The organism is Aggregatibacter sp. 2125159857, from assembly GCF_017798005.1.
Classification (GTDB): Bacteria; Pseudomonadota; Gammaproteobacteria; order Enterobacterales; family Pasteurellaceae; genus Aggregatibacter.
The window spans coordinates 279,864-306,004 of the sequence record NZ_CP072548.1 but is presented as its reverse complement, the minus strand read 5'-3'; the positions used below and the strand labels follow the sequence as shown (position 1 = coordinate 306,004).

At 43.5% G+C, this 26,141-nt stretch carries 29 protein-coding genes; 22 read left to right on the top strand and 7 right to left on the bottom strand.

Annotation, left to right across the window (positions count from 1 at the left end):
* Positions 1-44: 44 nt before the first annotated feature.
* From J5X96_RS01545 to J5X96_RS01520, 6 genes are all read right to left on the bottom strand, one after another.
* On the bottom strand, positions 45-4,784 hold the full coding sequence (locus J5X96_RS01545) for a S6 family peptidase (RefSeq protein ID WP_209363925.1): 4,740 nt from the start codon (positions 4,782-4,784) through the stop codon (positions 45-47).
* Positions 4,785-4,938: 154 nt separating this feature from the next.
* Positions 4,939-5,202 carry a hypothetical protein gene (locus tag J5X96_RS01540; RefSeq protein ID WP_209363923.1) on the bottom strand — a complete coding sequence of 88 codons (264 nt, stop codon included), beginning with the start codon at positions 5,200-5,202 and terminating at the stop codon, positions 4,939-4,941.
* A gap of 10 nt (positions 5,203-5,212) precedes the next feature.
* On the bottom strand, positions 5,213-5,863 hold the full coding sequence (locus J5X96_RS01535; RefSeq protein ID WP_209363921.1) for an FABP family protein: 651 nt from the start codon (positions 5,861-5,863) through the stop codon (positions 5,213-5,215).
* 53 nt (positions 5,864-5,916) lie between these two features.
* Positions 5,917-6,822, bottom strand: coding sequence for a glycine--tRNA ligase subunit alpha (gene glyQ / locus J5X96_RS01530; RefSeq protein WP_209363919.1), 906 nt, complete (start codon positions 6,820-6,822; stop codon positions 5,917-5,919).
* Between the two features lie 905 nt (positions 6,823-7,727).
* Positions 7,728-8,744 carry a phage portal protein gene (locus J5X96_RS01525; protein WP_209363917.1) on the bottom strand — a complete coding sequence of 339 codons (1,017 nt, stop codon included), beginning with the start codon at positions 8,742-8,744 and terminating at the stop codon, positions 7,728-7,730.
* 9 nt (positions 8,745-8,753) lie between these two features.
* Complete coding sequence (locus J5X96_RS01520; RefSeq protein WP_209363915.1) at positions 8,754-10,538, bottom strand: terminase large subunit domain-containing protein; 1,785 nt, start codon at positions 10,536-10,538, stop codon at positions 8,754-8,756.
* Between the two features lie 165 nt (positions 10,539-10,703).
* Here J5X96_RS01520 and J5X96_RS01515 point away from each other — a divergent pair, with 165 nt between their 5' ends.
* The 13 genes from J5X96_RS01515 (at position 10,704) to J5X96_RS01455 (ending at position 16,712) form a co-directional block, all read left to right on the top strand.
* Positions 10,704-11,531 (top strand): GPO family capsid scaffolding protein, encoded by an 828-nt coding sequence (locus tag J5X96_RS01515; protein WP_209363913.1) that lies wholly within the window; start codon positions 10,704-10,706, stop codon positions 11,529-11,531.
* Positions 11,532-11,541: 10 nt separating this feature from the next.
* On the top strand, positions 11,542-12,573 hold the full coding sequence (locus tag J5X96_RS01510) for a phage major capsid protein, P2 family (RefSeq protein ID WP_209363911.1): 1,032 nt from the start codon (positions 11,542-11,544) through the stop codon (positions 12,571-12,573).
* A complete protein-coding gene (gpM, locus tag J5X96_RS01505; protein WP_209363910.1) occupies positions 12,573-13,235 on the top strand; it encodes a phage terminase small subunit in 663 nt (220 codons plus the stop codon). The genes J5X96_RS01510 and gpM overlap by 1 nt, the downstream gene beginning before the upstream one ends.
* A 127-nt stretch (positions 13,236-13,362) precedes the next feature.
* Complete coding sequence (locus J5X96_RS01500; RefSeq protein WP_209363908.1) at positions 13,363-13,869, top strand: head completion/stabilization protein; 507 nt, start codon at positions 13,363-13,365, stop codon at positions 13,867-13,869.
* Positions 13,869-14,078 carry a tail protein X gene (locus J5X96_RS01495; protein ID WP_209363906.1) on the top strand — a complete coding sequence of 70 codons (210 nt, stop codon included), beginning with the start codon at positions 13,869-13,871 and terminating at the stop codon, positions 14,076-14,078. Before J5X96_RS01500 ends, J5X96_RS01495 begins: the two co-directional genes overlap by 1 nt.
* Before the next feature lies 1 nt (position 14,079).
* Complete coding sequence (locus J5X96_RS01490) at positions 14,080-14,301, top strand: phage holin (RefSeq protein ID WP_209363904.1); 222 nt, start codon at positions 14,080-14,082, stop codon at positions 14,299-14,301.
* Positions 14,294-14,812 carry a lysozyme gene (locus J5X96_RS01485; RefSeq protein ID WP_209363902.1) on the top strand — a complete coding sequence of 173 codons (519 nt, stop codon included), beginning with the start codon at positions 14,294-14,296 and terminating at the stop codon, positions 14,810-14,812. Before J5X96_RS01490 ends, J5X96_RS01485 begins: the two co-directional genes overlap by 8 nt.
* Positions 14,797-15,147: a chemotaxis protein gene (locus J5X96_RS01480; protein ID WP_209363901.1), complete on the top strand. Its 351-nt coding sequence runs from the start codon at positions 14,797-14,799 to the stop codon at positions 15,145-15,147. The genes J5X96_RS01485 and J5X96_RS01480 overlap by 16 nt, the downstream gene beginning before the upstream one ends.
* Positions 15,062-15,325, top strand: coding sequence for an Rz1-like lysis system protein LysC (gene lysC / locus J5X96_RS01475; RefSeq protein ID WP_209363899.1), 264 nt, complete (start codon positions 15,062-15,064; stop codon positions 15,323-15,325). Before J5X96_RS01480 ends, lysC begins: the two co-directional genes overlap by 86 nt.
* Positions 15,322-15,537, top strand: coding sequence for a TraR/DksA C4-type zinc finger protein (locus tag J5X96_RS01470; protein ID WP_209363897.1), 216 nt, complete (start codon positions 15,322-15,324; stop codon positions 15,535-15,537). Before lysC ends, J5X96_RS01470 begins: the two co-directional genes overlap by 4 nt.
* Positions 15,538-15,544: 7 nt before the next feature.
* Positions 15,545-15,796, top strand: coding sequence for a hypothetical protein (locus J5X96_RS01465; RefSeq protein ID WP_209363895.1), 252 nt, complete (start codon positions 15,545-15,547; stop codon positions 15,794-15,796).
* Positions 15,793-16,266 (top strand): phage tail protein, encoded by a 474-nt coding sequence (locus tag J5X96_RS01460; protein WP_209363886.1) that lies wholly within the window; start codon positions 15,793-15,795, stop codon positions 16,264-16,266. Before J5X96_RS01465 ends, J5X96_RS01460 begins: the two co-directional genes overlap by 4 nt.
* On the top strand, positions 16,254-16,712 hold the full coding sequence (locus J5X96_RS01455) for a phage virion morphogenesis protein (RefSeq protein ID WP_209363884.1): 459 nt from the start codon (positions 16,254-16,256) through the stop codon (positions 16,710-16,712). Before J5X96_RS01460 ends, J5X96_RS01455 begins: the two co-directional genes overlap by 13 nt.
* Here the strand turns inward: J5X96_RS01455 and J5X96_RS01450 are convergent.
* A complete protein-coding gene (locus J5X96_RS01450) occupies positions 16,690-16,956 on the bottom strand; it encodes a hypothetical protein (protein ID WP_209363882.1) in 267 nt (88 codons plus the stop codon). The genes J5X96_RS01455 and J5X96_RS01450 overlap by 23 nt on opposite strands.
* Positions 16,957-17,028: 72 nt before the next feature.
* On the opposite strand from J5X96_RS01450, the gene J5X96_RS01445 reads away from it, so the two are divergent.
* From J5X96_RS01445 to J5X96_RS01400, 9 genes are all read left to right on the top strand, one after another.
* Positions 17,029-19,833: a phage tail tape measure protein gene (locus tag J5X96_RS01445; protein WP_209363880.1), complete on the top strand. Its 2,805-nt coding sequence runs from the start codon at positions 17,029-17,031 to the stop codon at positions 19,831-19,833.
* A 109-nt stretch (positions 19,834-19,942) separates the two neighbouring features.
* Positions 19,943-20,551, top strand: coding sequence for a phage baseplate assembly protein V (locus J5X96_RS01440; RefSeq protein WP_209363878.1), 609 nt, complete (start codon positions 19,943-19,945; stop codon positions 20,549-20,551).
* Positions 20,551-20,895, top strand: coding sequence for a GPW/gp25 family protein (locus J5X96_RS01435; RefSeq protein WP_209363876.1), 345 nt, complete (start codon positions 20,551-20,553; stop codon positions 20,893-20,895). The genes J5X96_RS01440 and J5X96_RS01435 overlap by 1 nt, the downstream gene beginning before the upstream one ends.
* Positions 20,892-21,806: a baseplate J/gp47 family protein gene (locus J5X96_RS01430; protein ID WP_209363874.1), complete on the top strand. Its 915-nt coding sequence runs from the start codon at positions 20,892-20,894 to the stop codon at positions 21,804-21,806. The genes J5X96_RS01435 and J5X96_RS01430 overlap by 4 nt, the downstream gene beginning before the upstream one ends.
* Positions 21,799-22,365: a phage tail protein I gene (locus J5X96_RS01425; protein ID WP_209363872.1), complete on the top strand. Its 567-nt coding sequence runs from the start codon at positions 21,799-21,801 to the stop codon at positions 22,363-22,365. Before J5X96_RS01430 ends, J5X96_RS01425 begins: the two co-directional genes overlap by 8 nt.
* On the top strand, positions 22,366-23,574 hold the full coding sequence (locus tag J5X96_RS09705; RefSeq protein ID WP_245193473.1) for a tail fiber protein: 1,209 nt from the start codon (positions 22,366-22,368) through the stop codon (positions 23,572-23,574).
* A gap of 9 nt (positions 23,575-23,583) precedes the next feature.
* Positions 23,584-24,339 (top strand): hypothetical protein, encoded by a 756-nt coding sequence (locus J5X96_RS01410; RefSeq protein ID WP_209363870.1) that lies wholly within the window; start codon positions 23,584-23,586, stop codon positions 24,337-24,339.
* Positions 24,332-24,811, top strand: a complete 480-nt coding sequence (locus J5X96_RS01405; protein WP_209363868.1) for an enoyl-CoA hydratase — start codon at positions 24,332-24,334, stop codon at positions 24,809-24,811. The genes J5X96_RS01410 and J5X96_RS01405 overlap by 8 nt, the downstream gene beginning before the upstream one ends.
* Before the next feature lie 143 nt (positions 24,812-24,954).
* On the top strand, positions 24,955-26,139 hold the full coding sequence (locus J5X96_RS01400; RefSeq protein WP_209363866.1) for a phage tail sheath subtilisin-like domain-containing protein: 1,185 nt from the start codon (positions 24,955-24,957) through the stop codon (positions 26,137-26,139).
* The last annotated feature ends 2 nt before the right edge of the window (positions 26,140-26,141 follow it).

Here is a 26,141-nt window from a genome sequence, read left to right as displayed (position 1 = left end):
AATGCTATCATCTTTCGTGCTTGTTTCTGTCGGGTTCGATTGCTTTACCAACGATACCCTACTTTCAAACCAAACTGATGTTGTTTATCCAACTGTTTGCCGCGAGATTGGGCAGCATAACCGCCGACCTGCCAACCGCCGAAACCGGCACTTAAACCGATTTCTTGCTGCCAATAACGGTCAAAACGTTGCATCAACGGTATTTGATTCACCTGTACGGCAAGCTTGGAATCGGAGGCATCCACATAATTGACGCTCACGGACGGACGAAGCATGACACCCGCCCATGGGCCAAAGGTGTAATCCACCGTAACACCCGCTTGGTAAACATTAAAATTCGCTGACGGCGTATGAATTCGAGATTGATCGTATTGATAATCCTCACTTGAAATATGGTAACGATGTACGCTTGCATTCGGTTTAAACGCCAATTTGCCTAATTTCAGTTGGTAACCTACCCCTGCACCAAATGCCACAATATGGCGTTGGATATCTGCGTCTTGCAATTCACCACGAATTTCACCCGCACTTGAACCATAGCTCATATCGGCAAAGACATTCAAGCCGTTAGCAAAATCGTATTTACCGAAAGCCGATAGCATGGTCAGACGATTTTTGCTGCCGATATTGTCATCAAAAGTATTGTTTGCTCGAGCATGAGAGAACAACAGTCCAAGACGATAATTATCGTCAATGTGTTGTGCGCCCAGTTGGGTTAAATGAGTTTCTTGTTTGTAGCTACGAAAATCATCTGAGCCATAACGACGAGAGCGGTTCGCCGTATTGACCCATACAGACGCGGTATCATTTGACACCAGTTGTTTATTCAATTCATCCAGTACAAACAAGACATTATTTGCCGTTGCTGAGAGTTCGGACAATGCGCTGTTGGAATAACGGCTGATCATGTCTTTTTGCTTAACGGCACGCGCAGCTTCCTCTGCTTTACGTTTTGCTTCGGCTAGACGTGCGGCTTCTTCGGCTTTGCGTTTTTCTTCCGCTAAGCGTGCCGCTTCGTCCGCTTTACGTTTTTCTTCCTCTAAACGTGCTGCCTCTTCGGCTTTGCGTTTTTCTTCCGCTAGACGGGCGGCTTCTTCCGCTTTACGTTTTTCTTCGGCTAAACGAGCGGCCTCTTCGGCTTTGCGTTTTTCTTCCGCTAAGCGTGCCGCTTCATCGGCTTTGCGTTTTTCTTCCGCTAAGCGTGCCGCTTCATCGGCTTTGCGTTTTTCTTCCGCTAAACGCGCGGCTTCTTCCGCTTTGCGTTTTTCTTCGGCTAAACGAGCCGCTTCTTCCGCTTTACGTTTTTCTTCGGCTAAACGAGCGGCCTCTTCGGCTTTGCGTTTTTCTTCCGCTAAGCGTGCCGCTTCATCGGCTTTGCGTTTTTCTTCCGCTAAACGCGCGGCTTCTTCCGCTTTGCGTTTTTCTTCCGCTAAACGTGCGGCTTCTTCTTGCTTACGTTTTTCTTCTGCTAAACGTGCTGCTTCTTCCGCTTTACGTTTTTCTTCCGCTAAACGTGCCGCTTCTTCAGCTTTACGTTTTTCTTCGGCTAAGCGTGCGGCTTCTTCGGCTTTGCGTTTTTCTTCCGCTAAACGAGCAGCGTCTTCCGCTTTACGTTTCTCTTCGGCTAAACGTGCAGCTTCATCGGCTTTGCGTTTTTCTTCGGCTAAACGTGCAGCTTCATCAGCTTTACGTTTCTCTTCCGCTAAGCGTGCGGCTTCTTCGGCTTTACGTTTCTCTTCGGCTAAACGTGCAGCTTCATCGGCTTTGCGTTTTTCTTCCGCTAAACGTGCGGCTTCTTCTTGCTTACGTTTTTCTTCGGCTAAGCGAGCTGCTTCATCGGCTTTGCGTTTTTCTTCCGCTAAGCGTGCCGCTTCGTCTGCTTTACGTTTTTCTTCCGCAATGCGTTCTTGATCAGCGAGCTCTTTTTCTTTTTTAGGATTGTAGAGTCGATAATCAAAATCGTCATTTCTGAGTTCATAACGATATGCCCCGGCATCCACACTGCCATTGGCTAAAGAAACATTGACATCGTCAGATTGCGCAGGATTATTTAATTCCAATAAGCTAAGCTGTGCCAAGTTTTGTGGTTCTGCACCGGTGTTACGCACATTTAATACGAAATTCCCTGCCGCTTTGCCTCGTACAATGACGTGGTCGCCTTTATTTTCCTGCAAATAAGTGCGGTAATTAATGGTGCCATTTCCGTCAAGATCTCCCAACACTTCTAACGTGTTAAACGTCTGATTATCCTTTTGTGTCGTAAAATCCGGATTTAACGTAATTTGGCTGTTATCAAGGCTTAAATTACCTACCCTTGTGCTCTCCGGCAACGTCCAGTGCGCATTGTCTGACAACGACACCGATGTGTGTTTAGGATTTTTCCCCCGAATTTGGTGAGTAAAGCGGGTGTTCACAAGGTTGAAAGTGCTCATATCCGAAAGCCATACATCTCCCGCCAAGGTGGCGTTGTCCACTGTTGCTACCGCGCGATCATTAACATGAAGCATACCGGTTTGGGTGGCATTATGGGTTAAATGATATCGGCTGAATCCACTTATCGTGACGCTACCAACCACATCGGCCAGCCCTTGAACGAGTAAAGTCGCACTATCAGACGCACTGAGCGATCCCTTGATTTTCGTCCGTTCAATGCTACGAAAAGCTTTATCCGACAAGGTTTGATTATCGCATTTTGTGAGCCCCGTCCAGTCAGAGCGCGCGCAAATGAAATTCGCCTGTTTGTCGGTCACGCCGAATGTCGCCTTGGCATCTTTGCTTAATTGCCAATTACCACTTATCTCAGAAACATTCCGAGAAACGACCGCACTTCCATCATTAATGATGAAATTATCGGCTTTGAATGTGCGATTTAACCAATCATCATCTTGCACCACTTCGCCTTGTGGTCGCCCAGTGAGCGCAGGTTGATTCAAGTGGTTATAGGCGTGAGGCGTTGGGCGACCGCTAAAAACTAACGTACCTTTTCTCTGTGTAATATCGCCGTTTAAATTAGTGCCACCCGACAATAAAAAGACGCTGTCTTCGTGTGTAGGTTGATAGTTGAGATTTAATCGGCCGTTATGAAGCGCCGCATTGGTTTCACCAAACCAACCGTTAAACGCTGTCGCTTTGGATTGGTTAATGTTTTTCTCATCAGCAATTTGTGCATTACCCAAAATTTTAACGGTAGATTCAGCGTCTTTGTTATGATTAACAATTTGTGCGCCTTCATCGGTATTTTGAATGCGGTTAAAGGTAAGTGAATGACCGTTAAGATCTAAACGTCCACCACGGAAGCCGAAATAAATATTGTTCGGATTGACTTGGTCGTCACTTTCTAATTTCACCGTTGGGCGACCGCTCACAATGCCTAATTGATTAAAGGCTTGTTTTTTGTTTTGCTCGTCTGCTTGTTGATTCAAGACAACAAGGCCATCTCCCACGCTAATATCGCCAAGGTTTTCACCTTTGCCATTGACCAATAACGTGCCTTGTCCAATTTTAGACAAGCGATCGCCTGCCGGATTTTTGATCTTCCATGTAACGGTACTGCCTTCACTCACTGAAACACCGGCACCGTTCCAAGTTATATCTGGGAGTGTTGTTTCAATAAGATAATTGCCTCCCTCAAAATATAAACCACCGGCGCCCTGGTTGATAGAATTTGTCAATTGAATGATTGTTGATGTGCTAGTCTTATTGGAAAAAACAAGGTTCTTGCCATGAGAAAGTGATGGTTCTTCCATATTTTGGTTCGGCAAGTATGATGCAAAAAGCGGAGTCGTTGCAACGGGAGTATTATTTAAAGTAATATTTCCAGTGTCACCTTTTGATGTCCAGAGGTAACGATTCCCTTGTTGGCTTATGATAGGTGAAACGCGATCATTTTGGGCAATTCGTTGATAATAATCATAGCGCGCAGTAAGATATCCGTTCCCACCAAAACCGTCTGGTTGCTGATAATCACCTGAAGAATATACACCATAAACTAGCACGCCGTTGAGCAACCATTTCCCTTTTTCTTTGTCGTACACAAATAATGGTGAGCCACTATCTCCACTACTACCTATAATAGGCATTGGCCCATAGGCGTTCTTTTGCATAAGCTCACCACCTAAATTCATCAAGCCATTTTCTGTTCCCTGACCTATAAAAGCATTTCCGCCAGTTAAATAGTTGTACGCATAAACCCCTGACATAGCAACATTTGAGCCGTCTTGATTTCGAGTAAATTGAAGCCCAGCGCCCATCCGAACGCGCATAGGGTATTTATTTACATCAGAATACACATCACCATTTAAATCTTTTACCATTTCAATCGGCGCCGTCTCCGTTACGAATTTATTCAAGCGCGGTGTGTGATAATCTGCATTATATTTTGTACCTTCCGGGTAGTTATTACGCTGAACTAACCGATAAGAATAACGATGTGCATCTGGATTATGTCCTTCACTGCCAAAATCAACATCTTGATATCTGCCATTATGCGCAACACTCACCACATACTGATCCCCAACCAAAGTCGCAACACCCCAACGGTGGCTTACTGGTGAAAAGTCAATCATTGGAATGCCATTTTGCATCATCGTTCCTATGCTTTGGCCAGCTTTATTACGAATATCAATATCATGATTGCCAATAAAAAATTGGCCTTTATTTTCAGCAAAATCACGAAAATATTGATAATCAATGTCGTTTCTGACTATACCTGCAAGTGATGGAAAATGGAGACCGAGTAGGGTGAGAACAGTGAGATAGCTAGGTTTAAGGTGTTGATTTTTCATAATGACAGCTAATAAGTACAGTTATTTTCTATAATAATTTACATATAATGGGTTATTTTCAGTCTAAGACGATGTAGTAGCTTATTCATAATATTAAAATTAGATAACAAACAACTGCACTTCGAATAAAAGTGCAGTTGTTTTTTCTATATTCTTAAGCAAAGGTATCACACAGCTCACTTTCGGTCAAAATCACTCGGCCGTCCGCCAACAACAACGCCGGCAAGCCTGCATAACCTTTGGCTTTCGCCTCATCAAACACCGCCTCATTATCACGCAAGCGTAAAAAGCGTTTTAAATTCGGCAAGGTGGATTGCACTTCAATTTCTTCATAATCCACATTTAACGCCTTTAATTCCGCCACAAAAGAGGGGGTATCAGGACATTCAGCGCTATAAAACAACACAGGTTTAGACATTTTTGCCTCCTTATTTTTGGGCAGCGGCCGCAAGTGCGGTCGGATTTGGTGTCGGTTCGCCGATTTTGGTTAGGCGGTTACGATCACGATGCTCAAATGGTTCGTCGTAATTTGGGATGATCATTGTGGTAATTTGATCGTAAGACCACGTGCCATCCTCATGAATTTTTACCGTAATCTCATAGCTTTCTGTGGTGAAAGATTGTTCAATAAACGGATTCGAGATAATGCCATTCGTTAGAGAGCCACGCACAGCTTTTAGCGTAAATTCTTTCGCATCCGGTGTGGCATGACCGGTGGCAATCAGGCTTTGTCCACGTGGAATACTTAACGACAAAGAAATCGAGCCGGTTGCAGGTTCCCATAACCAATAGCCCACTTGATCGTGAAAGGTTTCCACTTCATCCGGCTGCACAATCCGCGTGTGATAACGTAAGCCGTAATACAGTTGTGGACCATTCGTTTGTGCATCAATCGGTTGCAACTCGTAATGTTCGATATAAGGATCTTTCTCCGGCCCTTCCGCCTTTGGATTGATATCCAAACCGCGCTTGCCCTCCCAAATTCCCGCCATCGGCGCTAAAGGTCCTAAATTTGCCAGCGTGTTTACATCCGGTTCCGCTTCGGTGTAAATATCTTCCGGATATTGAAAATCGGTCATGATGCTCTCCTTATATCGTTGTGTTGAAACATAAAGTGCGGTGACTTTTCGCTTTATTTTTTACAGCCCGGGAAACCTAAGGCTTCACGGCTGGCATAATAGGCTTCCGCCACACCTTTAGTTAACGCACGAATGCGTAAAATGTAGCGTTGGCGTTCAGTAACGGAAATGGCTTTGCGTGCGTCTAACAAGTTAAAGCTGTGAGCTGCTTTTAGAATGCGCTCGTAAGCCGGCAACGGTAACGGACGTTCTAATTCCAATAAACTTTTCGCTTCTTTTTCATATTGATCGAAGCAATAGAATAAGAAATCGGTGTCGGCATATTCAAAGTTATAGGTGGATTGTTCCACTTCGTTTTGATGGAACACATCGCCATAAGTGGTTTTGCCAAGCGGGCCGTCAGACCAAACTAAGTCATATACAGAATCCACGCCTTGAATGTACATTGCCAAACGCTCTAAACCGTAGGTCACTTCGCCGGTAACCGGTTTACATTCTAAGCCGCCCACTTGTTGGAAATAGGTAAATTGGGTCACTTCCATGCCGTTTAACCATACTTCCCAGCCCAAGCCCCAAGCACCTAAGGTTGGGTTTTCCCAGTTATCTTCCACAAAACGAATATCGTTTTTGGTCGGGTCAAAACCAAGCATTTCAAGGGAACCTAAATACAATTCTTGAATATTGTCCGGAGAGGGTTTAATCACCACTTGGAATTGGTAGTAATGCTGTAAACGGTTTGGGTTTTCACCATAGCGACCATCGGTCGGACGACGGGAAGGTTGCACATAAGCAAATGCCATCGGCTCCGGGCCTAACGCGCGCAATGCGGTCATCGGGTGAGAGGTACCTGCGCCCACTTCCATATCAAAGGGTTGCACAATGGTGCAGCCTTGGTTCGCCCAGTATTCTTGTAAGGCAAGAATCATGCCTTGGAAAGTTTTTACATTAAATTTTGTCATAATTGATTCTATAAATTGAAAGGTTAAAAATACGCCTCATTATACTGAAAACACAAGGCAGGATAAAGAAAAGGCAGAAAATTTTGAACAATGGCGAAATCAGAAAAATGCATGAAACAAATAATACAAACTCAAGGAGTTTATAGGATTGGATAGGAATGCTTAGGATATAAAAAAAAGCCCTTGAAGTTAGTGCGGAATCACCTGTCATTTAAGAAATATAAAAAGCGGTAAAAGCCTTGTAACATAAGACTCTTAATGCTTGTAGTAACATCGGCTTAAGTTGTTTTATCATAGTGTTACTATCAGTGTTACTAAAACTCAATGTATCGATAAGTTTTAAAGGATAATAAAAAAGCCTTGAAATGAATATTTTCAAGGCTTTAACGTCTTTCATAGGACTTGATAGGTTTGTTTTGTGGTGGAGCTGGGGAAAGCTGATCTAGATAGGTATTACTTTGTTTTTAAAAGATATATTAAATAGATAAAATTTTCTTACTACTAAGCTTACTACAATAAAAAACAGGACGCTAATTCAGATGTTCTTTCGCCTAATTTTGAGCGAGTTATAGCATCAAAATTTGCATTTGTTTGCGTTGCTTTGCGTTAAAGGATCTGAATAAAAGGATCTCAAAGGCGCTATATCTGAAAAGACTTTAGCGAAGATCGCATTTTGCGTTGAAATCCACACCTTTAGTGCGCAGGCGAGGCGAGGATTTGACTGCGATTTTTTGTAGGCGATTTGTGGCAAAAAACAGGGAAAATCAATAGGTTTTTATTTCTTGGGCATTACTATTTGATAAAATATCATGGGGTAATATTAGTGCTATACAGCACAAAACACAGCTTTTATGGCAACAAAAAGCCCATGCAATAACACGGGCAATTTTTATCTGAAAGGATCTCTATTTTTCTTCTAGCAATTTGTATTCGCTAAAAGTGATTACTTCAATGCCTAAACGTTCATTAATTTCTTTTAGCCGTTCTTGAAGTGGAATGATTTCATTCACAAAAAAAACTTTAGTGGCTTTTTCTACATCACCAAATCCACCGGTATTATTTGGCACAATCCCCATTAATTGAGGTGGAACCCTATGCGCGGCCAACACATCATCACGGCTTGCATTCTTAATATTTAAGAAGTCGTCTTTCGATACGGCATCTGAAAGCGGAATCACCTGAAAGCCGTCTTTCTTGCCGTTTGGAATATAAACGAACAGATTCTTAAAGTTGCCGGTGCCTTTAGTTTGTTTGATTTGGTCCTTGATGGATTGAATATCATCCTTATTCTGCGTTGGGTCCGTCATATAAATAATAGACCCTGCGTGCGCACCATTCAGATAATATTTACGGCGGAACAGGGTTGCACTCTCGTTAAGAAATGCGGATTGTAATGCAGCTAAATATTCCGGTACACCATAAATTTCTTGGTTAATGTCAGGATTGATAAGTTGCAGCACGGAACCTTTTTTAAATTCATATTCTTCATAGCCAGTCACGATTTGGAAGAATTGACCTTCATCAACACCAACACGCATATATTTTGCTAAAGGCGATCTAAGTGCAATCACATCACCGAACGCATTCTTCACGACTTCAATGAACGCATTGCCAAACACCAAATAATCCTGAACCAGTTTTTCAAGTTGTGTTCTGGGTAAAAGTGCGGTCGTTTTACAGGTGGAAAGTAAGATATTTTTCTTCACTGTGATTGCACTTTGATGGTGTGGGGAAGCGCCAAGGGCTTTAGCTAAATAGCCCAAATTAATCGGCGGATTATAATATTTTTCATAAACCAGTACAGATTCAAAATAATTCAGAATTTCGGCACGGTCTAGCACCGGAATCGGATCACCAAAACTAAAGGCTTGTGCTGTGGCATTGCCGGAAAGTGCGGTGGTTTTTTTCTTTGATTTGCTCATTGATTCATCCTATTCAAAGGTAAAAATAGCGGATTGGCTTTGTGCGACGACATCACCGCCCAAGCCATAAGGAACGTTAAGAATGCAGTTCATAATCGCCCACGACAAATCGCCATGTGAGGCATCTTCCGAACGGTCAGAAACATAAGTAATCTTCCCAGTTCCCGTAATGCGTTTTTTCACGGTCATGAAACTGGTCACAATATCATTGTCTCCACTGTCGAATTTCAAACGACGTTTTTGAATTAGGTTCTGAGTTTTGAGAACCATCTCATTTTTCAGATCGGCGTTATAGTCCAAACCCTGAACAGTCGGATAAAACTTCTTAACTTCTTGGAACACCCCAGAACCCATCCCTGTTTTATCAATCACAATGCGCGACACATTGTAATCGTCACAAAACTGTTTGATTCGGCTTGCCTGTGTTTCGTAATCCATGCCATGAAAAGTTTGTTTGTGCAACACACGATAATCGCCGCCCTCCACGCGTGGCGGAGCAACAATAGCAAGTGCCGCACGGTCGCCAGTAAACGCCGGGTCATAACCCAACCAAACTTCCCTATTGCCAAAAGGCCGTTGATAAAATGGCTTGAAATCATGCCATTCTTCAAAACTATCCACTTGGCAAAGTTGTAAGTCGGCAAATTTAAAGGCGGAACTGTTATCATCAGCAAATTGGCACAGAAAAAGTTGTTCAAACTCTTCCTTGCTGTTTTCGGCCAATAAATCTTCAAGGTTGAACAGGTTGCAACCGCCTTCCAACGCATCATGAATTGTCACAATCTGTTTCCACTGACGGTCGGCACAGAGTTTGCCCGTTCTCAGGTTTTCGTGTGAAATATCAATTTCCACTTTGTCCGCTTTTGCTCGCCCACGATTGAACGCTTTTCCGGAAAAGAACGCATAGGCAGGGTGAGCAATTGTAGTCGGCGTAGAAAAATAGGTTTGACGATACATCTTTTGCGCCGCCATGCCACTGGCAACTTTCCGCATCACATCGAATTTTGGCACCCAAAAGATTTCGTCGAAGTAAAGATTTCCATGGTAACTTTGCGCTGTGGCGGAATTAGTCCCCAAGAAAATCAATTCAGCCCCATTTGGCAATTTGATGGTTTCACCTTTTAAATCTACGTCCGCCGTTTGTTTGGCATAGCTCACAATATACGATCGAAACTGCAGGTCTTGTTTCTTACTGGCAGAAAGAAAAATTTGGTTATGGCCCGTCGTCAGCGCATCAATAAACGCTTCATGGGCGAAATAATAAGTCGCCCCAATTTGACGACTTTTAAGAATATTGCGAATGCGATGTTTCTTAGCGTCATGCCAAATCCGTTGATATTGAAACATCCCACCTAAAAAACCATTAATCAGCAATTCTTCTTGTTCTTGGCTAATGGCATTTTGTTCAGGTTTTCTGCGCTCACCGGTATTGCGGTTTTTCAGTTTCGGGTTAAGGTCCGTTTCATTGCCATCACCAAAGGAATATTTTTTCACCCTCGCCATACGTTCCATTTGGCGACTAAGTAAATCAATTTCTTTGTAATCCGAACCGCTTTTATTGTCTTTTAAAATCAGCAAATTCAGACGACTTTCAAGGGTGCGTTCAACCCGCCCAACTGGGGCTAAATCATCCCACTTTTCCCGTTCTTTCCAGCTGGCAATTGTTGAAGCCGGAATATTTAACTGACGTGAAATTTCAGCAATCTTATAGCCACTAAAATACATCACCTGCGCCTGTCGCTTACTGTCTGCCGACACTTCCGGCAAAGCCTGTTCAATTGTTTGTTCTTCCATTCATTATCCTTTCTATTTATGAACGCATAATAGAAAGGCTAAGTGCGGTCGTCTTTCGCCCTGCTTTGTGAGAACTAAAGCAACAACCGAAAGCAATAGACCGGCTAAAAAAAGCCTTTCAGAATAATGGCAATCATTGAACCCACTCACTGAAAGGAATAGCCAATGGCAAAACAATCAAAATGGTTTGTGGTTGCAACAGAAGGCGCAACAACAGACGGTCGCACAATCAATCGCACTTGGATTGAGCAAATGGCGGCAAATTACGACCAGAAAAAATACGGTGCACGCATTAATCTTGAACACATTAAATGGCGTTATATGTGGAACGATGATCCGCACTCAAAATGCTATGGTGATGTGATTGGTTTAAAAGCCGAAGAAAACGCTGAAGGTAAATTGCAGTTATTGGCGCAAATCGACCCAACGGACGATTTAGTGAAACTCAACAAAGACCGCCAAAAAATCTACACCTCTATTGAGTGCGACCCGAATTTTGCCGACACCGGTGAAGCCTACTTGGTGGGTTTAGCGGTAACGGACAATCCGGCAAGTCTTGGCACGGAAATGTTGGTATTTTCTGCCGGTGCAAGTGCGAATCCACTTAACAACCGCAAAGAAAAAGCCGAAAACCTTTTCACCGCCGCAATTGAAACCAAATTAGAGTTTGCGGAAGAGCAGGAACCAGTACCATCCATCCTTGAAAAAATCAAAGGCTTGTTTGCGAAAAAAGCCAAAACTGACGATGAACGCTTTGCCGACCAAGCGCAAGCAATTGAGCTTTTAGCGGAACAAACCAAAGAAACATTGGAAAAATTAACCGCACTTTCCGCCGATTTGGCAAAACAACAAGCCGAATTCGCAGAAATGAAAGCCACCAATGAAAGCATTCAAGCCAAATTCACCACGCTTGAAAAAGCACCGTCCGCCGACTTCGGCAAACGTCCAATCGTTGCCGGTGAAGGTAAATCCGAATTTTTAACCGATTGCTAAAGGAACAACCATGCGCAACGAAACTAAACAGAAATTTAATGCCTATGTGGCGCGTGTCGCCGAATTAAACGGTGTAACCAGTAATGATGTGGCTGAAACATTTACCGTCACCCCAAGCGTAGAACAAAAACTGATTGAAAAAGTGATGTTAAGTTCGAACTTCTTACAGTGGATTAATGTCGTTCGTGATCCGTTAATGGAAGCGGAATTGGTCGGTCTTGAAGTGGCTTCCGCGATTGCAAGCACCACAGACACCAACACCAAAGAGCGCGAAACCAAAGACGTTTCCAAAATGACCGGTCGCAAATATAAATGCGAACAAGTCAATTTCGACACGCATATTCCATGGCCGAAACTGGACCAATGGGCAAAACATCCTGACTTCCAGAAAAAATTGGCGAATTTAACGCAAAAAACCATCGCCTTAAACCTCATTATGATGGGGCTAAACGGCACAAGTCGCAGTGAAACCTCCGATTTGTCTTCAAATCCGAAACTGCAAGACGTGAAAAAAGGTTGGTTACAACAAATGCGTGATGATATGCCGTCTCATGTAATGAACGGTGCAAGTACGCAAAACAAAATCAAAGTGGGTAAAGGTCAATCTAAAGACCACGGCTATGAAAACATTGATGCCTTAGTGCTTGATGCCGTCAACACTTTAATTGATGAAGTTTATGCCGATGACACTGAATTAGTGGTTATCTGCGGTCGTGAAATCTTAAACGATAAATACTTCAACATTGTTAACACGGATTTAAAACCGACGGATGACCTTGCAAGCCAAGTGATCATCTCACAAAAACAAATCGGCGGATTAAAAGCGATTCGCGTGCCGTTCTTCCCGAAAAACTCAATCCTGATCACCCGGTTGGATAATTTATCCATCTACATTCAGGAAGGCTCAATGCGCCGTTTCATTAAGAACAATCCGAAACGCAACCGCGTAGAAGATTACTTATCGCAAAACATCGACTACAAAGTCGAAGAATACGGTTGTGCGGCATTAATCGAAAACATCACATTCGAAGATAAAGAATAATGGCTGAACGTCTCTCACCCGCACAAATCCATCTTCGTACCGTCTCCGCTGCAGTGGCTCATGCAGCGGAAACCGAAGACCTAAGCGATTTCACAGAATACGAAAAAATGCTCCGCCTCCTTGCTCGCCATCGAAAGGATTTAAAACAAATCCAATCCACCGAACGCAAAGCGGACTTTAAAAAGAAAATTCTGCCGGACTATCTGCCTTGGATTGAAGGAGCATTGTCTGCCGGCACAGGCAAACAGGACAACGTTTTAATGACGTGGTGCGTTTGGGCGATTGACTGCAAAGAATATCACCTTGCATTAAACATCGCTGAATATGCGGTTTTCCACGATTTGCAACTGCCTGACCCGTTCACTCGAACCTTATGCACACTGATTGCAGAAGAATTTGCCGACCAAGCCAAAGCGGCGGCAGCGGCAAATCAACCTTTCGAAGTGGCTTATTTGGAACAAGTGCAACGCATCACTGCCGATTGTGATATGCCGGATGAAAGCCGAGCCCGATTATTGCGTGAATTAGGCTTGCTTTTAACCGACAAAAACCCGGAACAGGCGCTGGCATATTTAGAACGCGCCTTGGGCTTAAATCAGTCCATCGGCGTGAAAGGCGATATTAAAAAGCTACGCAAACAATTAAACAACGCCGATGAATAAACGGCGTTGAAACCGAGCAAATCACGCAGCCGCGGGGCGGATTAAAAGTGCGGTGGAAATTCCTAGAATTTTTAACCGCACATCATTAATCCTCACCCCGCTTTTTTTATAGGTGTTTTTATTTTTTATGTCAGACGGTTCCATCTCTATCAAACTCGCCCCGGATTACGAAATGGGGGCAGTGCAAAAACAAGTTGAAGACTACGGGCAAGGCGAAGACCTTGTATTGAACGACCTCTTTTTTCCACCGCTTAAAATCTCCGATTTTCGCAATCAAGCACGACTGGACGGCACTGTCACAACGGCTCGCTTAAAAGATGCCTTAATTGAAGCTATTGCCGCAGTCAATGATGAACTAAATGAGTTCAAACAGCATAGCTCATTGGAATTTTTTGCCGACATTCCCTGCCCAAAAATCAACAATGAAAGCGTATTGGTGTATCGCTATCGCCGCGCCGTCACCTGCTTGGCATTAGCAAATCTGTACGAACGCTACACAAGCTATGACACCACCAATGACGGCGAGAAAAAGGCGGAATTGCTCAAAGATAGCATTGACCAATTGCGACGTGATGCCCGCTTTGCCATCAGTGACATACTCAAACGCCCGAGAGTCGATGCGGAGCTAATCTAATGGAAGTTTACGCGCAACAAAACGACAACTTAGATGCAATCCTGTATCGCTATTTCGGGCATAGCGAAGGTTTGCTTGAAATCGCCTGCGAACTGAATCCGCACTTAATGGATAAGCCCGTTATTCCACTTGGCACACTGGTTCTCTTACCTGAAGCAGACAGTGAAAAGATCAGCGTGGCAAGCGATACCATTCAACTTTGGAGCTGATATGCACGACACGCCAACGAAAGCGTCTTACACATCAGGAATTTTAGCCTTTTTTATTGGACGCATTGCCGATATGTTTTCAAACGTCAATTGGGCGGACGTCGCCTCAATCACCGGTATTGTGATCGGTGTCGCCACATTCCTGGTGAATTGGTATTACAAGAAAAAAGATTTTGAATTAAAAGAAAAAGAATTAAACCAACGGAGCCATCACCATGATTAAGCGAACAGCAAAATACATTTGTGCCGTCTCGGCGGTTGTTGGACTTGTTATTGCCACGCATGGTAATGAAATTCGTACATCAGAAAAAGGACTATTACTGATTGGCAATGCAGAAGGTTGCCAACAAAAACCTTATCAATGCCCGGCAGATATTTTAACTGTCGGTATCGGCACAACGGGATCCGTTGAAAAAATAGAAACCAATAAAATTTACACACTGCAAGAAATTGCCGACTTGTATGCCAAAGGCATTAAGCAAGCCGAAAAGTGCGTGAATACCTATGCCAACGGTCAAGCTATGCCACAAGGGGGATTTGATGCGTTGACATCAATCACATTCAATGTTGGTTGTGGTCGATTAAAAAACAGCACCCTTTTTAAAATGGCTCGACAAGGTTACAGCAAAACTATGTGCGGCCAGTTTGAACGTTGGATTTACGCAGGCGGAAAACCACTGAAAGGCTTAATTGAAAGACGACAAAAGGAGAAAGCATTATGTTTGGGTTCTTAACGAAAAAAGAAAAATACATTTTATTGGTTGGCCCACTCATGCTTGTGGCGATTATCCTGTTTCAAGGGTGGCAAGCTAACCACTGGCGAGCAGAAGCCGCCAAAGAAGAACAATTAAAATTGCAGTGGGAGGCATCCTACATAGCATTGAATGAAAGCGTGGATAAATTCAATGAGCAACAAAAAGCACTCACAGAAGCCGTCAATCAGTTAAAAATCTCTCAAACCAAGCAAACACAGGATTTAAAAAATGCACTTAAAAAACACCAAGATTGGGCTAATACTCTTGTGCCTGATGATGTTATCGGCGTGTTCAAGCGCCCCGAAAATCATTAAACAACCGATACTTTGCCCAACGGCGGCAGAGTGCGGTCAAATTTCGCCTCAAATTCGCACCAATGGCGAACTGGCAGAAGCCTATCAACAAACACAACATCGACTGAACCTATGCGTCATTGAAAACGACAGCCTGAAAAAGTGCATAGAAGAATTTAATAAGGAAACCGCCAAATGACCGACCAATTTGACCGAGCGCAACAACTGGAAGAAATGGCGCGTGAAATTGCCATCAAAAAACACCGCACTTTCAAAGCGATCAGCCGTGTTTATTGTGAAGATTGCGATGCCCCCATTCCCGAAAAACGCAGACAATTGATTCCGGGTGTTAGCCGTTGCGTTGCTTGCCAAGAAATTGAAGAAAAACGCCAACAACAATTTAGAAAGTAGGTTAATCATGTTGTTCACAATTTACAGTAAAAAAGAATTGAAAGAGGAATTTACGCATTACGGTCGCTTTTACGGCGTGCCGGTTTACGTAAATATGAATCTTGAGGCACCTAAAATTGTTACTCAAAATTTTATTCCTGAATTTTGCTTAGATATTGTTGAGGCTTTTCTAAGTTTGGCAGTAACAACTATGCAAATGATGAATATTAGTTATGAGCCACTTTATAAAATTGAACTAACAAAGCCGATTGATAAATGAAAAAACCCAACCAACTGCGCAAAATCCTTGAACAAAGCATTCCCGACTTTGTAAAAAATCCCGACCGCTTGCAGCTTTATGTGGACGGCGGTCAAATCGTTGCCACTGGTGCAGAATCATTCAGTTTTGAATATCGCTACACTATCAACATCATCGTAACGGATTTTGCCCAAGACATCGCCGGTCTGATTGTCCCAGTCATTGCCTACCTGCGCACCAATCAGCCCGAAATCTTTGAAAATCCACAACGCCGCGAAAATGCGTTCAAGTTCCAAGTTGATTACAACAATAACAACACTGCCGACATCTCCTTTGAAATCATGCTGACCGAACGTGTCGTGGCAAAACAAACCGCCGATGAAGTCAAAATGCACTATGCCAAAGAGCCGGTTTGGGATAACCCGAAGGTGAAAGTTTACCTCGAGAATGAAAACAACCTGATTTTTGATGGTGAAAAATGGCAACCGTAGAACAAGTGCAGGCAAAACTGACCGCCCTGATTAACAACCTGTCGCCACAGGCACGCCGACAACTGGCGCGCAATATTGGGCAAGCCCTACGCAAAAGCCAACAGGCGAGAATCGCACGGCAACAAAACCCCGACGGCACCGCCTTTGAACCACGCAAACCACAAAAACAATTTGGCAAAAAGAAAGGCAGAATCAAACGCAAAGCCATGTTCGCCAAGTTGCGTACCGCTAAATATTTAAAAGTGTGGTCAAATGGTAATGAGGTTTCAGTAGGCTTTAATGGGTCAAACGCAACCATTGCAAACGTGCATCAATACGGGTTGAAAGGCACGGTTAATAAAAACAAAGGTGTTAAGGTGCAATATGCCCAGCGTGAATTGCTGGGCTTTTCGGAAAGTGATGTGGAATTAATTGAAAACTTAATTATTGAGCAACTAAGTCTTTAGATTTTGATTTGATGTGCTTGCGAATAATGTGCGCCCAATAGCAATAGACTACGAGTGCAGCAACACCAAGGAAAAAGTTGATTTCAACAAGCCAAAGCACAGAACCTAGCATTAACATGTAAAGAAATAATGCAGGAGCGGCAATAATGCCGGACACAACCCAAGGCAATGCAATAAAGCCAAAACCGACAGCGAGACCCAATAAGCCAACTGCGAGAATAAATAAAGAAAGTATTGCGATCATATCCCCCTCCTTTTGTTTGGTTAATTATTAAGCCAAGAAAAGAACCTTGTCAATAAAAGCGAGTAATTAAGAATGAATAATTTACAACTCACTGTTTTATTAAATGCCATTGATAAAATAAGCGCTCCGATGAAAAACGCTTCGAAAAGTATAGGCGTACTTTCTGAACAGCTTAAAACAAGCAAAATGGCGTTAAAAGATCTTGAAAAGTTACAAAATAAAATGAGTTCGTTCTCCCGTCAAAACGAACAAATAAAAAAAAGTTCTGATGTAATTTCTAAACATACTCAAAAGTTAGAAAACTTACGCCGTAAAGCATCAGAAATGAAACATACCCGGATTAATTTAAAAACCGACATTAGCGATCATGAGCGTTATTATCAATCCTTATTAGCTAAAGGAAAACACACTGAAGCAACGGCAATTCGTTTCAAGATTATGTCTCTTAGTAAAGAATACGAGAGTTTAAAAGAGAGTATCAAGAAAAATAGCAAATCTCTCAATACCGAACATAATAGTTTAAAAGCAAGTCGCCGAGAAAAGGCTAAACAGCTATTACAGCTACGCAATTTAAGAAAAGAATTAAAAGAGAGTGGAATTAACACTAAAGAATTTACAAAATATCAAGGAAATCTTGCAGAAAAAATAAAACTGGCTAACACAACAATAGAAAAACAACAAGCACAACTAGATAAACTCAATACCAAACAAGCAGCTTATAGTAAATACCGAGGGCAAGTCGAAACATTAAAAGACATTAGTGGAAAAGCGCAAATGGTTGGGGCGCAAGCATCAGCAGCAGGCGCGACCATCACAGCACCTCTTACAAAATCCGTAAGTGATTTTATGAACTTTGAAGATGCCATGGTGGGCGTGGCAAGACAAGTACAAGGATTAAAAGATAATGCCGGCAACTTCACGCCTGAATTTGACGAATGGAAAAATAAAATTCAAGCCCTATCCACGGAATTGCCACTCACTACCGTCGAAATCGCCAATATGATTGAATCGGCGGCTAGGATGGATATTCCAAAAGACGAATTGGAAGATTTCGTGCGATTAAACACGCAAATGGCAACCGCCTTTGATGCGGCAAACCCTGATGAACTTACTGAAAACTTTGGTAAGGTGAGTAAAAACTGGAATTTATCTATTCAAGCCTCAAAAGAATTGGCTGATTCGATTAACTATCTTGATGATAATGCTATTTCGAAAGGTGATGCCATTATTGGTTTTATGAATCGCCTAGGTGGCATTAGTGCGGTAGCAAAAATTACCGATAAAAATGTTGCCGCACTTGGTTCTACTCTTATGACGTTTGGTTCCGATGAAAGTTCAGCAGCAAATGCGGTCAGCTCTACATTTAGCCGGCTTTCTCGATCGACAACCATGAAGCCGGTAAAAAGAGGGTTAAAGGCATTAGGGCTAGATGCAAGCAAAATTCAAAAAGGTATGGTAAAAGACGCTCAAGGCACATTGATGACCATCATAGCGCGCATAAAAACTATTCCGGAGCATTTACGTTCTGCCGTCTTGACCGATATTGTAGGTGGAAACTATGGCGATGAAATTATAAAACTGGTGAATAAAACCGATGAATGGAAACGTCAAATTGCCTTAGCCAATGACGAATTAGCACAAGGTTCAATGAACCGTGAATTTCAAACACGGATGAAAGCACTTTCATCAACGTGGGGAATTTTTAAAAATCAAATTTTTAACCTGAACTCAACCATTGGCGGAACACTCGCACCAACACTCGATTCACTAATGAAAAAGATTGGCGGGCTGATTGATAAGGGCAATAAATGGATTCAGGCGCATCCGAAACTTGCTAAAAATATTTTATTAGTTGCAGGCGCAATCGGCGGATCGCTCACTGTGTTTGGTGCGCTTGCTTTCGCGTTAAGTTTTGTGCTTTATCCTATCGCACGCTTATTTCTTGGGGTAAGCAAACTCAACATCCTTTTACCGAAATTCGCAGGGCAAATTAGCGGGGTGGGCGGAACGATTGTAAGATGGCTACTTTCGCCACTTAAACTATTGCCTATGCTTCTTTCCCCGGTAGGCATCGCTTTTATGGCAACGGCATTGCTGATCTACAAATACTGGAACCAAGTCAAAGCTTTTTTTGGTGGCTTCTGGGAGGGATTAAAATCAGGTCTTGCTCCGGTAATTGAAAAATTCAAGCCACTAGGCGCATTATTCGGTGTCGTGGTGGAGTGGCTTGAAAAAGCTGTGAAATGGTTCACCGACTTAATTTCACCGGTGCAAAGTACACAGAAAGACCTAGATGCCGCCGCAAGCGCAGGCAAAAAATTTGGTGAATGGCTTGCCGCAGGCATTGATTTAGTCACCAAACCTTTACAATGGCTAATGGATAGCATCCAATGGGTGATAGACCACATGCCGAGTATCGAAAAATTTGCTAAAGAATATGGCAATCGAATGAGCGATACAGCGACTATGGCAGCAAATACAGGTTTTGCAAATGGTGGCTATGTGGGCAATGGCGGCAAATATGAACCAATGGGCATTGTGCACGGTGGTGAATATGTCATGACGAAAGAAACCACCTCCCGTCTTGGCGTGCCGTTGCTTAACGCCTTGAACTACGGTAAAAACGCCTTATTGGCGACAGGATTGAGCATGAGTGTGGCAACTGCTGCGCCAATTCAGGTAGATAACCGACCACCGCTTGCTGCACATCCTGTCGTGGCACAATCCGTTGCACAACCCATGGCGGTGAACATCACCATCAACGCCGCTCCGGGTCAAGATGAACGCACTATCGCCCGCATGGTTGCGCAAGAAATGCAACGCATCCAAAATCAACAACAGGCAAGACAGCGCAGCAGTTTGCGCGACAGAAACTAACAAAAGGGCGAAAGCCCTTTTTTGTTGCACCCAATTCCACACATTTTCATACTCGCACTTTCTCTCCGCATCGCCAAAAATACGGATTATTTAACCCGTAAGGCTACCTATGTCCGCAGAAATTAACCGCCGAATTGATAACCTCATTCGCTTTGGCTTAATTGCCGAAGTGGACCATGCTAATGCCAAAGCGCGGGTAAAGTGCGGTCAAATTCTCACAAGTTTTTTGCCCTTTATTACGTTGCGTGCCGGTACAACAAAAACATGGTCACCACCTACAGTTGGCGAACAATGTGTCATCTTGGCTTCAAGTGGTGAGCTCACCACTGCCTGCATTTTAGTGGGGCTATACACCCAAAACAGCCCAAGTAATTCGCCGGATGTGCATGTCATCGAATTTGCCGATGGCGCGAAAATTGAATACAAACAATCCACCGGTGCCTTGGTTGTTGCAGGCATTAAAACCGCCGCCATTACCGCTGTAAACCAAATTGATATTGATTGCCCAACGGTGAACATCAAAGGCAATGTCAACATCATGGGCGCACTTACCACCGCAGACAACGGCGGTACTAAAGGCAACATCAGCATCAGTGGCAATGTGGAAGTGAAAGGCACTGTCACTGCAAAAGGCGATGTGAAAGCGGGTTTAATCAGCTTGCAGAACCATACTCACCAAGAACAAGGCGACGGTAAATTAACATCGAAGGCAAAATAATGAATAGATTCACCGGTGAAAAAATCACAGACGAAACCGCACATATCAAACAATCCATTGCGGACATACTGCTCACGCCCATCGGCTCGCGCATCCAACGCCGAGACTATGGCAGCCGCATTCCGGAACTGATAGACCGCCCCATGAACCATGCTTTGTTGTTACAACTTGCTGCCGCCTCTGTCATGGCATTAACCAAGTGGGAACCCCGCATTCAAATCAGTAAGTTTCAGCCGCGCATCAGCGAAAACGGCATTGTCTGCACCATCGTGGCTCGTAAGCGAAATAACAATCAAAACGTGAATTTTGATGATTTATTCTTAGGAATTGGTGGAAAACAATGAGTGAATTAATTGATTTAAAAAAACTGCCTGCGCCAAAGGTCGTGCAAGAACTCAGTTATGAAACTTTACTTGCTCAGCGAAAAGCAAAATTTCTGTCATTACAAGAAAATGATGATATACGTCAACATTGGCAGGCTAGATTAGAATTAGAAAGCGAGCCGGTGGTGAAATTGTTAGAAGAAAATGCTTATTTAGAATTATTACTCAGAACACATATTAACGAATCCGCTAAAGCCGTGATGCTTGCTTACGCCACAGGATCAGACTTAGACCAATTAGGGGCATTATTCGGAATTAAGCGATTAATGATTCAAGCAGGAGGTTTAAACGCTCACCCGTCTATTCCCACCCAATATGAAGATGATGAACGTTTTCGCACACGTATTCAAATGTCATTAGAAGGTTTAACTACGGCCGGTAGTCGTGCAAGCTATAAATTTCATGCACTTTCCACCTCTGCAAAAGTAAAAGACATTGATGTAACAAGCCCAACTGCAGGCACGGTGAAAGTCGCTATATTGTCAACAGAAGGGCAAGGAACAGCAGACGGAGATTTAATTAAAGCGGTAAAAGAACAGCTTAATGCCGAGCATATTCGCCCACTGACTGATACAGTGTTAGTCGAGAGTGCAGTGATTTTAACTTATGAAATTCAGGCAACCATTACTCTTTATCCATCGGTACTAGAAAGTGCTGTTATGGATAATGTCAACCAAGCCATTGCAAATTATGTAAATAAACAACACTCACTTGGCATTGATATTACTCGCTCAGGCATTTACGCAGCCTTGCATCAAGAGGGCGTACAGAATGTAAAACTGAATCAACCGCTTGCAGATTTAATCGTTGAATCTCATCAAGCAGCATATTGCACGAAAATTAAAGTCAGTGTAGGCAGCCGAGATGAATAACTATCTACTGCCCACAGGGTCAAGCAAGTTAGAGAAACAATTATCGAATACGTTTTCAGCAATTTCGGAAATTCCTGTACCCATTCGCCTTTTATGGAGCGCTGAACATTGCCCCGTGAATTTATTGGCGTGGCTTGCTTGGTCACTCTCAATTGAAGAATGGGACGACGACTGGAATGAAGAGAATAAACGGCAAGCCATTTTAAATAGCATCCACGTTCATAAGCACAAAGGAACTATTTCAGCAATTCGCCGAGTGATGAAGTCAGTGGGTTATGGCGAAGTGGATATTATCGAAAACCAATCACTTAAAACATGGAATGGTGAACTAAGTTTTGATGGTTCAGACACCTTTGAGCATGAAGAAATGCGCTGGGCAGAATACAAAATTGTTCTGCATCAGCCAATTACCATTGAAGAATCAAAACAAGTGAGACGGATTTTAAATGAAAATGCCCCTGCACGTTGTCATTTGGTCGCATTTAATTTTACAAGGGCTGGTCATCGTTGGGATGGCAACATCAATTTTGACGGAAACTTTACTTTTGGAGAAGTATAAATGGGGAAAATTACTGAGCAACAACAATGGGAAGAAGATATTTATCTCATTGAAAAACAAGATAAGGTGCTAGGCGGAGAGCTCGGCGTAATTAACGTACAAGCTAAACAACTCGCCAACCGAACCAAATATTTAAAAGGTCAAGTGGACACCATCAACCTAGACCGCACAGGCTACGCTCCAAAAGCCAGCCCTGCATTCACTGGCGTCCCTACCGCTCCTACAGCTGTATTGGGCACGAACAACACACAAATCGCCACAACCGCATTTGTAAAAACTGCAATTGCTGCATTGGTGGGTTCTGCGCCAGCAGCATTAGACACATTGGAAGAATTGGCACGAGCATTAGCAGGCGATGCAAACTTAAAAGCGACGTTGCTTGAGGAAATCGGCAAAAAAGCCAATGCCAGCCACACGCACACAATGGCGCAAATTACCGATTTTGCCACTAATCAACTCAATACGGAGGATCTAGATACCGTTGTGAAAACAGGTATTTATGGTCAGGGGGCAAATCGTAATGCGACATTGGCACGCCATTACCCAGAAGAGGGGAAATCAGGCATGCTGATTACCCATAAAGAATCTGGCAATAGCACTCATCAAATTTTTACTGTGTTTGACACAGGGCATCAATATTCCCGCGGGAAAAATGCACAACAACAATGGCTCCCTTGGGTCCGTATTGATGGCATAGATAAAGCCAACGCCATTGATTTTAATGCCTTACATGATTTATTTATTGGTATCCCAATCCCTTATCCGCTCTCTAGCGTCCCAACAGGTTGCTTAGCGATGAACGGACAACGGTTTGATACTCGTCGTTATCCAAAATTAGCACAGAAATATCCGTCAGGGCAGTTGCCTGACTTGCGCGGTGAATTTATTCGTGGCTGGGATAATGGACGTGGTGTGGATGTAGGGCGGGCGTTGTTGTCGGCTCAAGGGGATGCAATTCGGAATATTACAGGTGAAGTGAACACCGATAATGGCTGGTTCTTTAATACGCTTGTAGGCGCATTTTATGATTCGAAAGAGGCATACACCAACCAACAGAAACAAAGAACACGAGCACAAGTAATACCTGCGAATGATACACCTGACCTTAAGAAAGGTTATTTTGGCTTTAATGCTTCTCGTGTTGTGCCAACTGCCAATGAAAACCGCCCACGCAATATCGCCTTCCATTATATTTGCCTTGCTGCTTAGGAGAACACAATGACAGTTATTTTTAACACAGACGGCTTTGCTGAAAATTCAGGCGAAATCACCGTGTATTGCACTGACAACCAAGGTATTTACAGCCACAGCGCAACCGAATATGTGAGCGAAGGCGGTAGCCTTTCCGCAGGCAGTTATTTAGATGCGCCGCCACAACCGAAACAAGGATTTGTCATTGTGCGAGCAGATAACAGTTGGCAATATCAAGCCGACCATCGAGGAACCTATTACAGCAAGGACACAGGCGAAAAAGTAGAACATACCGTACTAGGTGAATTGCCCGAAAATTTAACCGCACTTGCACCACTTGCCGAACCATGCAAATGGAACGGTACAGCATGGGTAAAAGATGAAGCGAAAATTGCTGATAATTTTACAACAACCCAAACTCGTCTTATCGGCAACATCGATGAGCACGCGGCAAAAATCTACAGCACCTGGACTCGATTTGAATTGGAGTACCGTGAGCGCCAAGCAGCGGCGGAAGCCTACAAATCCGCAAATTACGAAGGTGAGTGCAGCCGTTATATCACGGACTTTGCTCAACGTGCCGGGCTAGATAATAAGGCCGCGACAAATCTTATCTTAATGCAAGCTGCGGGGCTTGAGAAACTACTGGTTGAGCTGGCTAACCAGCGCATGCGTAAGTATGAGCTCAAAGCCCCTAATCTTACTCTTGAGCAACTGCAATCAATCCATGATGACATTATCAAGCAAATGGATAACTTGATGGAGGCATATCAAAATGGCTAAGGTTTATTTAGCGATGTACAAACACAAACGTGACTGGTGCAAAGAGCCAGTCAAAGCGATAGCCGACCGCATTACTCGATTTTTCACCAAAGGCAAATATTCTCACTGCGAGATTGCCATTGAGCGCATTGAGTTTGGTAATGGGCATCATTATGAGCATGCGACAGTATATGACTGCTACTCCTCATCGGTGCAAGATGGCGGCGTGCGTTGCAAACAAATTGATGTATCTGATAACACCAAATGGGATTTAATCCCCCTTAATGATATCACCGAAACGCAAATCAAAGCCTATTTTAACCGCACTTTTGGGGGGAAATATGACTGGTGGGGTGCGTTAGGTATCGTGCTTGGCATCAAACAAAAACGCTCAAAATATTTTTGTAGTGAGTGGTGCTTTAATGCGATTTGCGGTAGCGAGAATGGTTGGCGGTTTAGTCCGAATCAGTTGGTTGCAATCTTTCAAAGATAGACGGCGGGTAATTCCGCCGTTTTTATCCGTCCGACTCTACCAAACCGCCCTTTGTTAGTTTAAATACCACAACGCCAAGCGCTACCACTCGTTTTTAAATCCTTACAAAATAGCCCTATCTTTTCAAACCATAGGGCGAAAATATGTCTGAAGAATTCTTGCATGGTGTCAAGGTAACGGAGATTTCCCAAGCCTTACGCACGCTAACCACCTCATCCACGGCTGTCATCGGCTTGGTTGCTACTGCACCTGATGCCGACAATGCTGTGTTCCCGTTAAATAAACCTACCTTACTCACCGGCATCACCTCTGCTGTCATTGCCAAAGCAGGTAAAAAAGGCACGTTATCTCGTGCATTAGATGGCATTGCGGACATTGTGAATTGTAAAGTCGTTGTTATTCGCGTGGAAGAAAGCGAAGACGAAAGCCAAATGAAAGCCAATGTTATCGGCTCCGTGGATAGCGAAGGCAACTACACCGGCTTGAAAGCCTTTTTGGTGTCTGCGTCTGTGTGCGGTGTTAAACCACGCATTTTCTGTGTGCCGAAGTATGATTCACAAGATGTCACCACAGAATTGGTGAGTGTGGCACAAAAACTCAACGGCTTTGTGTATGCCTCTTGCTATGGTTGCAATACCAAAGAACAAGCCGTCACCTATGGTCGCAACTTTTCCCAACGGGAACTCATGCTGATCTTAGGTGATTTCCAATCTTTCAACCCAATCACTAAACAAACCGAAGTGGATTATGCTGTGGTACGCGCCGCTGCAATGCGTGCTTACCAAGACAAAGAATATGGTTGGCATACCTCCATTTCAAACAAAGGGCTAAACGGTGTCACCGGTGTAACGAAGCCACTTTCTTTTGACATTAACGATTCCGCAACGGATGTGAATTATCTCAATGAAAATGGCATCACCTGTTGCGTCAATCACAACGGCTTTAAGTTCTGGGGACTTCGCACCCGTTCCGCTGACAAACTGTACCTCTACGAAAACTACACCCGCACGGCGCAAGTTCTCAAAGATACGATTGCACAATCCTTTGACTGGGCGGTCGATAAAGACATTTCCGTGTTGTTGGTGAAAGAAATCGTGGCGGCAATTAATGCTAAATGGCGCGAATTCACCGCAAAAGGTTATTTAATTGGCGGCAAAGCCTTTGTTAATTCGGAACTGAACACGGCAGCGACATTAAAAGATGCCAAACTGCTCATCTCTTATGATTACTGCCCGGTTCCGCCGCTTGAACAACTTGGATTCAACCAATACATCAGCGATGAATACTTGGTTGACTTCGCCCGCGAAATCGCAAAAGTAGGAGCATAATC

Bases quoted from the DNA above. Each gene is read 5' to 3' on its own strand.
- J5X96_RS01545 (WP_209363925.1), bottom strand. From the start codon at position 4,784: ATGAAAAATCAACACCTTAAACCTAGCTATCTCACTGTTCTCACCCTA.
- J5X96_RS01540 (WP_209363923.1), bottom strand. From the start codon at position 5,202: ATGTCTAAACCTGTGTTGTTTTATAGCGCTGAATGTCCTGATACCCCC.
- J5X96_RS01535 (WP_209363921.1), bottom strand. From the start codon at position 5,863: ATGACCGATTTTCAATATCCGGAAGATATTTACACCGAAGCGGAACCG.
- glyQ (WP_209363919.1), bottom strand. From the start codon at position 6,822: ATGACAAAATTTAATGTAAAAACTTTCCAAGGCATGATTCTTGCCTTA.
- J5X96_RS01525 (WP_209363917.1), bottom strand. From the start codon at position 8,744: ATGAGCAAATCAAAGAAAAAAACCACCGCACTTTCCGGCAATGCCACA.
- J5X96_RS01520 (WP_209363915.1), bottom strand. From the start codon at position 10,538: ATGGAAGAACAAACAATTGAACAGGCTTTGCCGGAAGTGTCGGCAGAC.
- J5X96_RS01515 (WP_209363913.1), top strand. From the start codon at position 10,704: ATGGCAAAACAATCAAAATGGTTTGTGGTTGCAACAGAAGGCGCAACA.
- J5X96_RS01510 (WP_209363911.1), top strand. From the start codon at position 11,542: ATGCGCAACGAAACTAAACAGAAATTTAATGCCTATGTGGCGCGTGTC.
- gpM (WP_209363910.1), top strand. From the start codon at position 12,573: ATGGCTGAACGTCTCTCACCCGCACAAATCCATCTTCGTACCGTCTCC.
- J5X96_RS01500 (WP_209363908.1), top strand. From the start codon at position 13,363: ATGTCAGACGGTTCCATCTCTATCAAACTCGCCCCGGATTACGAAATG.
- J5X96_RS01495 (WP_209363906.1), top strand. From the start codon at position 13,869: ATGGAAGTTTACGCGCAACAAAACGACAACTTAGATGCAATCCTGTAT.
- J5X96_RS01490 (WP_209363904.1), top strand. From the start codon at position 14,080: ATGCACGACACGCCAACGAAAGCGTCTTACACATCAGGAATTTTAGCC.
- J5X96_RS01485 (WP_209363902.1), top strand. From the start codon at position 14,294: ATGATTAAGCGAACAGCAAAATACATTTGTGCCGTCTCGGCGGTTGTT.
- J5X96_RS01480 (WP_209363901.1), top strand. From the start codon at position 14,797: ATGTTTGGGTTCTTAACGAAAAAAGAAAAATACATTTTATTGGTTGGC.
- lysC (WP_209363899.1), top strand. From the start codon at position 15,062: ATGCACTTAAAAAACACCAAGATTGGGCTAATACTCTTGTGCCTGATG.
- J5X96_RS01470 (WP_209363897.1), top strand. From the start codon at position 15,322: ATGACCGACCAATTTGACCGAGCGCAACAACTGGAAGAAATGGCGCGT.
- J5X96_RS01465 (WP_209363895.1), top strand. From the start codon at position 15,545: ATGTTGTTCACAATTTACAGTAAAAAAGAATTGAAAGAGGAATTTACG.
- J5X96_RS01460 (WP_209363886.1), top strand. From the start codon at position 15,793: ATGAAAAAACCCAACCAACTGCGCAAAATCCTTGAACAAAGCATTCCC.
- J5X96_RS01455 (WP_209363884.1), top strand. From the start codon at position 16,254: ATGGCAACCGTAGAACAAGTGCAGGCAAAACTGACCGCCCTGATTAAC.
- J5X96_RS01450 (WP_209363882.1), bottom strand. From the start codon at position 16,956: ATGATCGCAATACTTTCTTTATTTATTCTCGCAGTTGGCTTATTGGGT.
- J5X96_RS01445 (WP_209363880.1), top strand. From the start codon at position 17,029: ATGAATAATTTACAACTCACTGTTTTATTAAATGCCATTGATAAAATA.
- J5X96_RS01440 (WP_209363878.1), top strand. From the start codon at position 19,943: ATGTCCGCAGAAATTAACCGCCGAATTGATAACCTCATTCGCTTTGGC.
- J5X96_RS01435 (WP_209363876.1), top strand. From the start codon at position 20,551: ATGAATAGATTCACCGGTGAAAAAATCACAGACGAAACCGCACATATC.
- J5X96_RS01430 (WP_209363874.1), top strand. From the start codon at position 20,892: ATGAGTGAATTAATTGATTTAAAAAAACTGCCTGCGCCAAAGGTCGTG.
- J5X96_RS01425 (WP_209363872.1), top strand. From the start codon at position 21,799: ATGAATAACTATCTACTGCCCACAGGGTCAAGCAAGTTAGAGAAACAA.
- J5X96_RS09705 (WP_245193473.1), top strand. From the start codon at position 22,366: ATGGGGAAAATTACTGAGCAACAACAATGGGAAGAAGATATTTATCTC.
- J5X96_RS01410 (WP_209363870.1), top strand. From the start codon at position 23,584: ATGACAGTTATTTTTAACACAGACGGCTTTGCTGAAAATTCAGGCGAA.
- J5X96_RS01405 (WP_209363868.1), top strand. From the start codon at position 24,332: ATGGCTAAGGTTTATTTAGCGATGTACAAACACAAACGTGACTGGTGC.
- J5X96_RS01400 (WP_209363866.1), top strand. From the start codon at position 24,955: ATGTCTGAAGAATTCTTGCATGGTGTCAAGGTAACGGAGATTTCCCAA.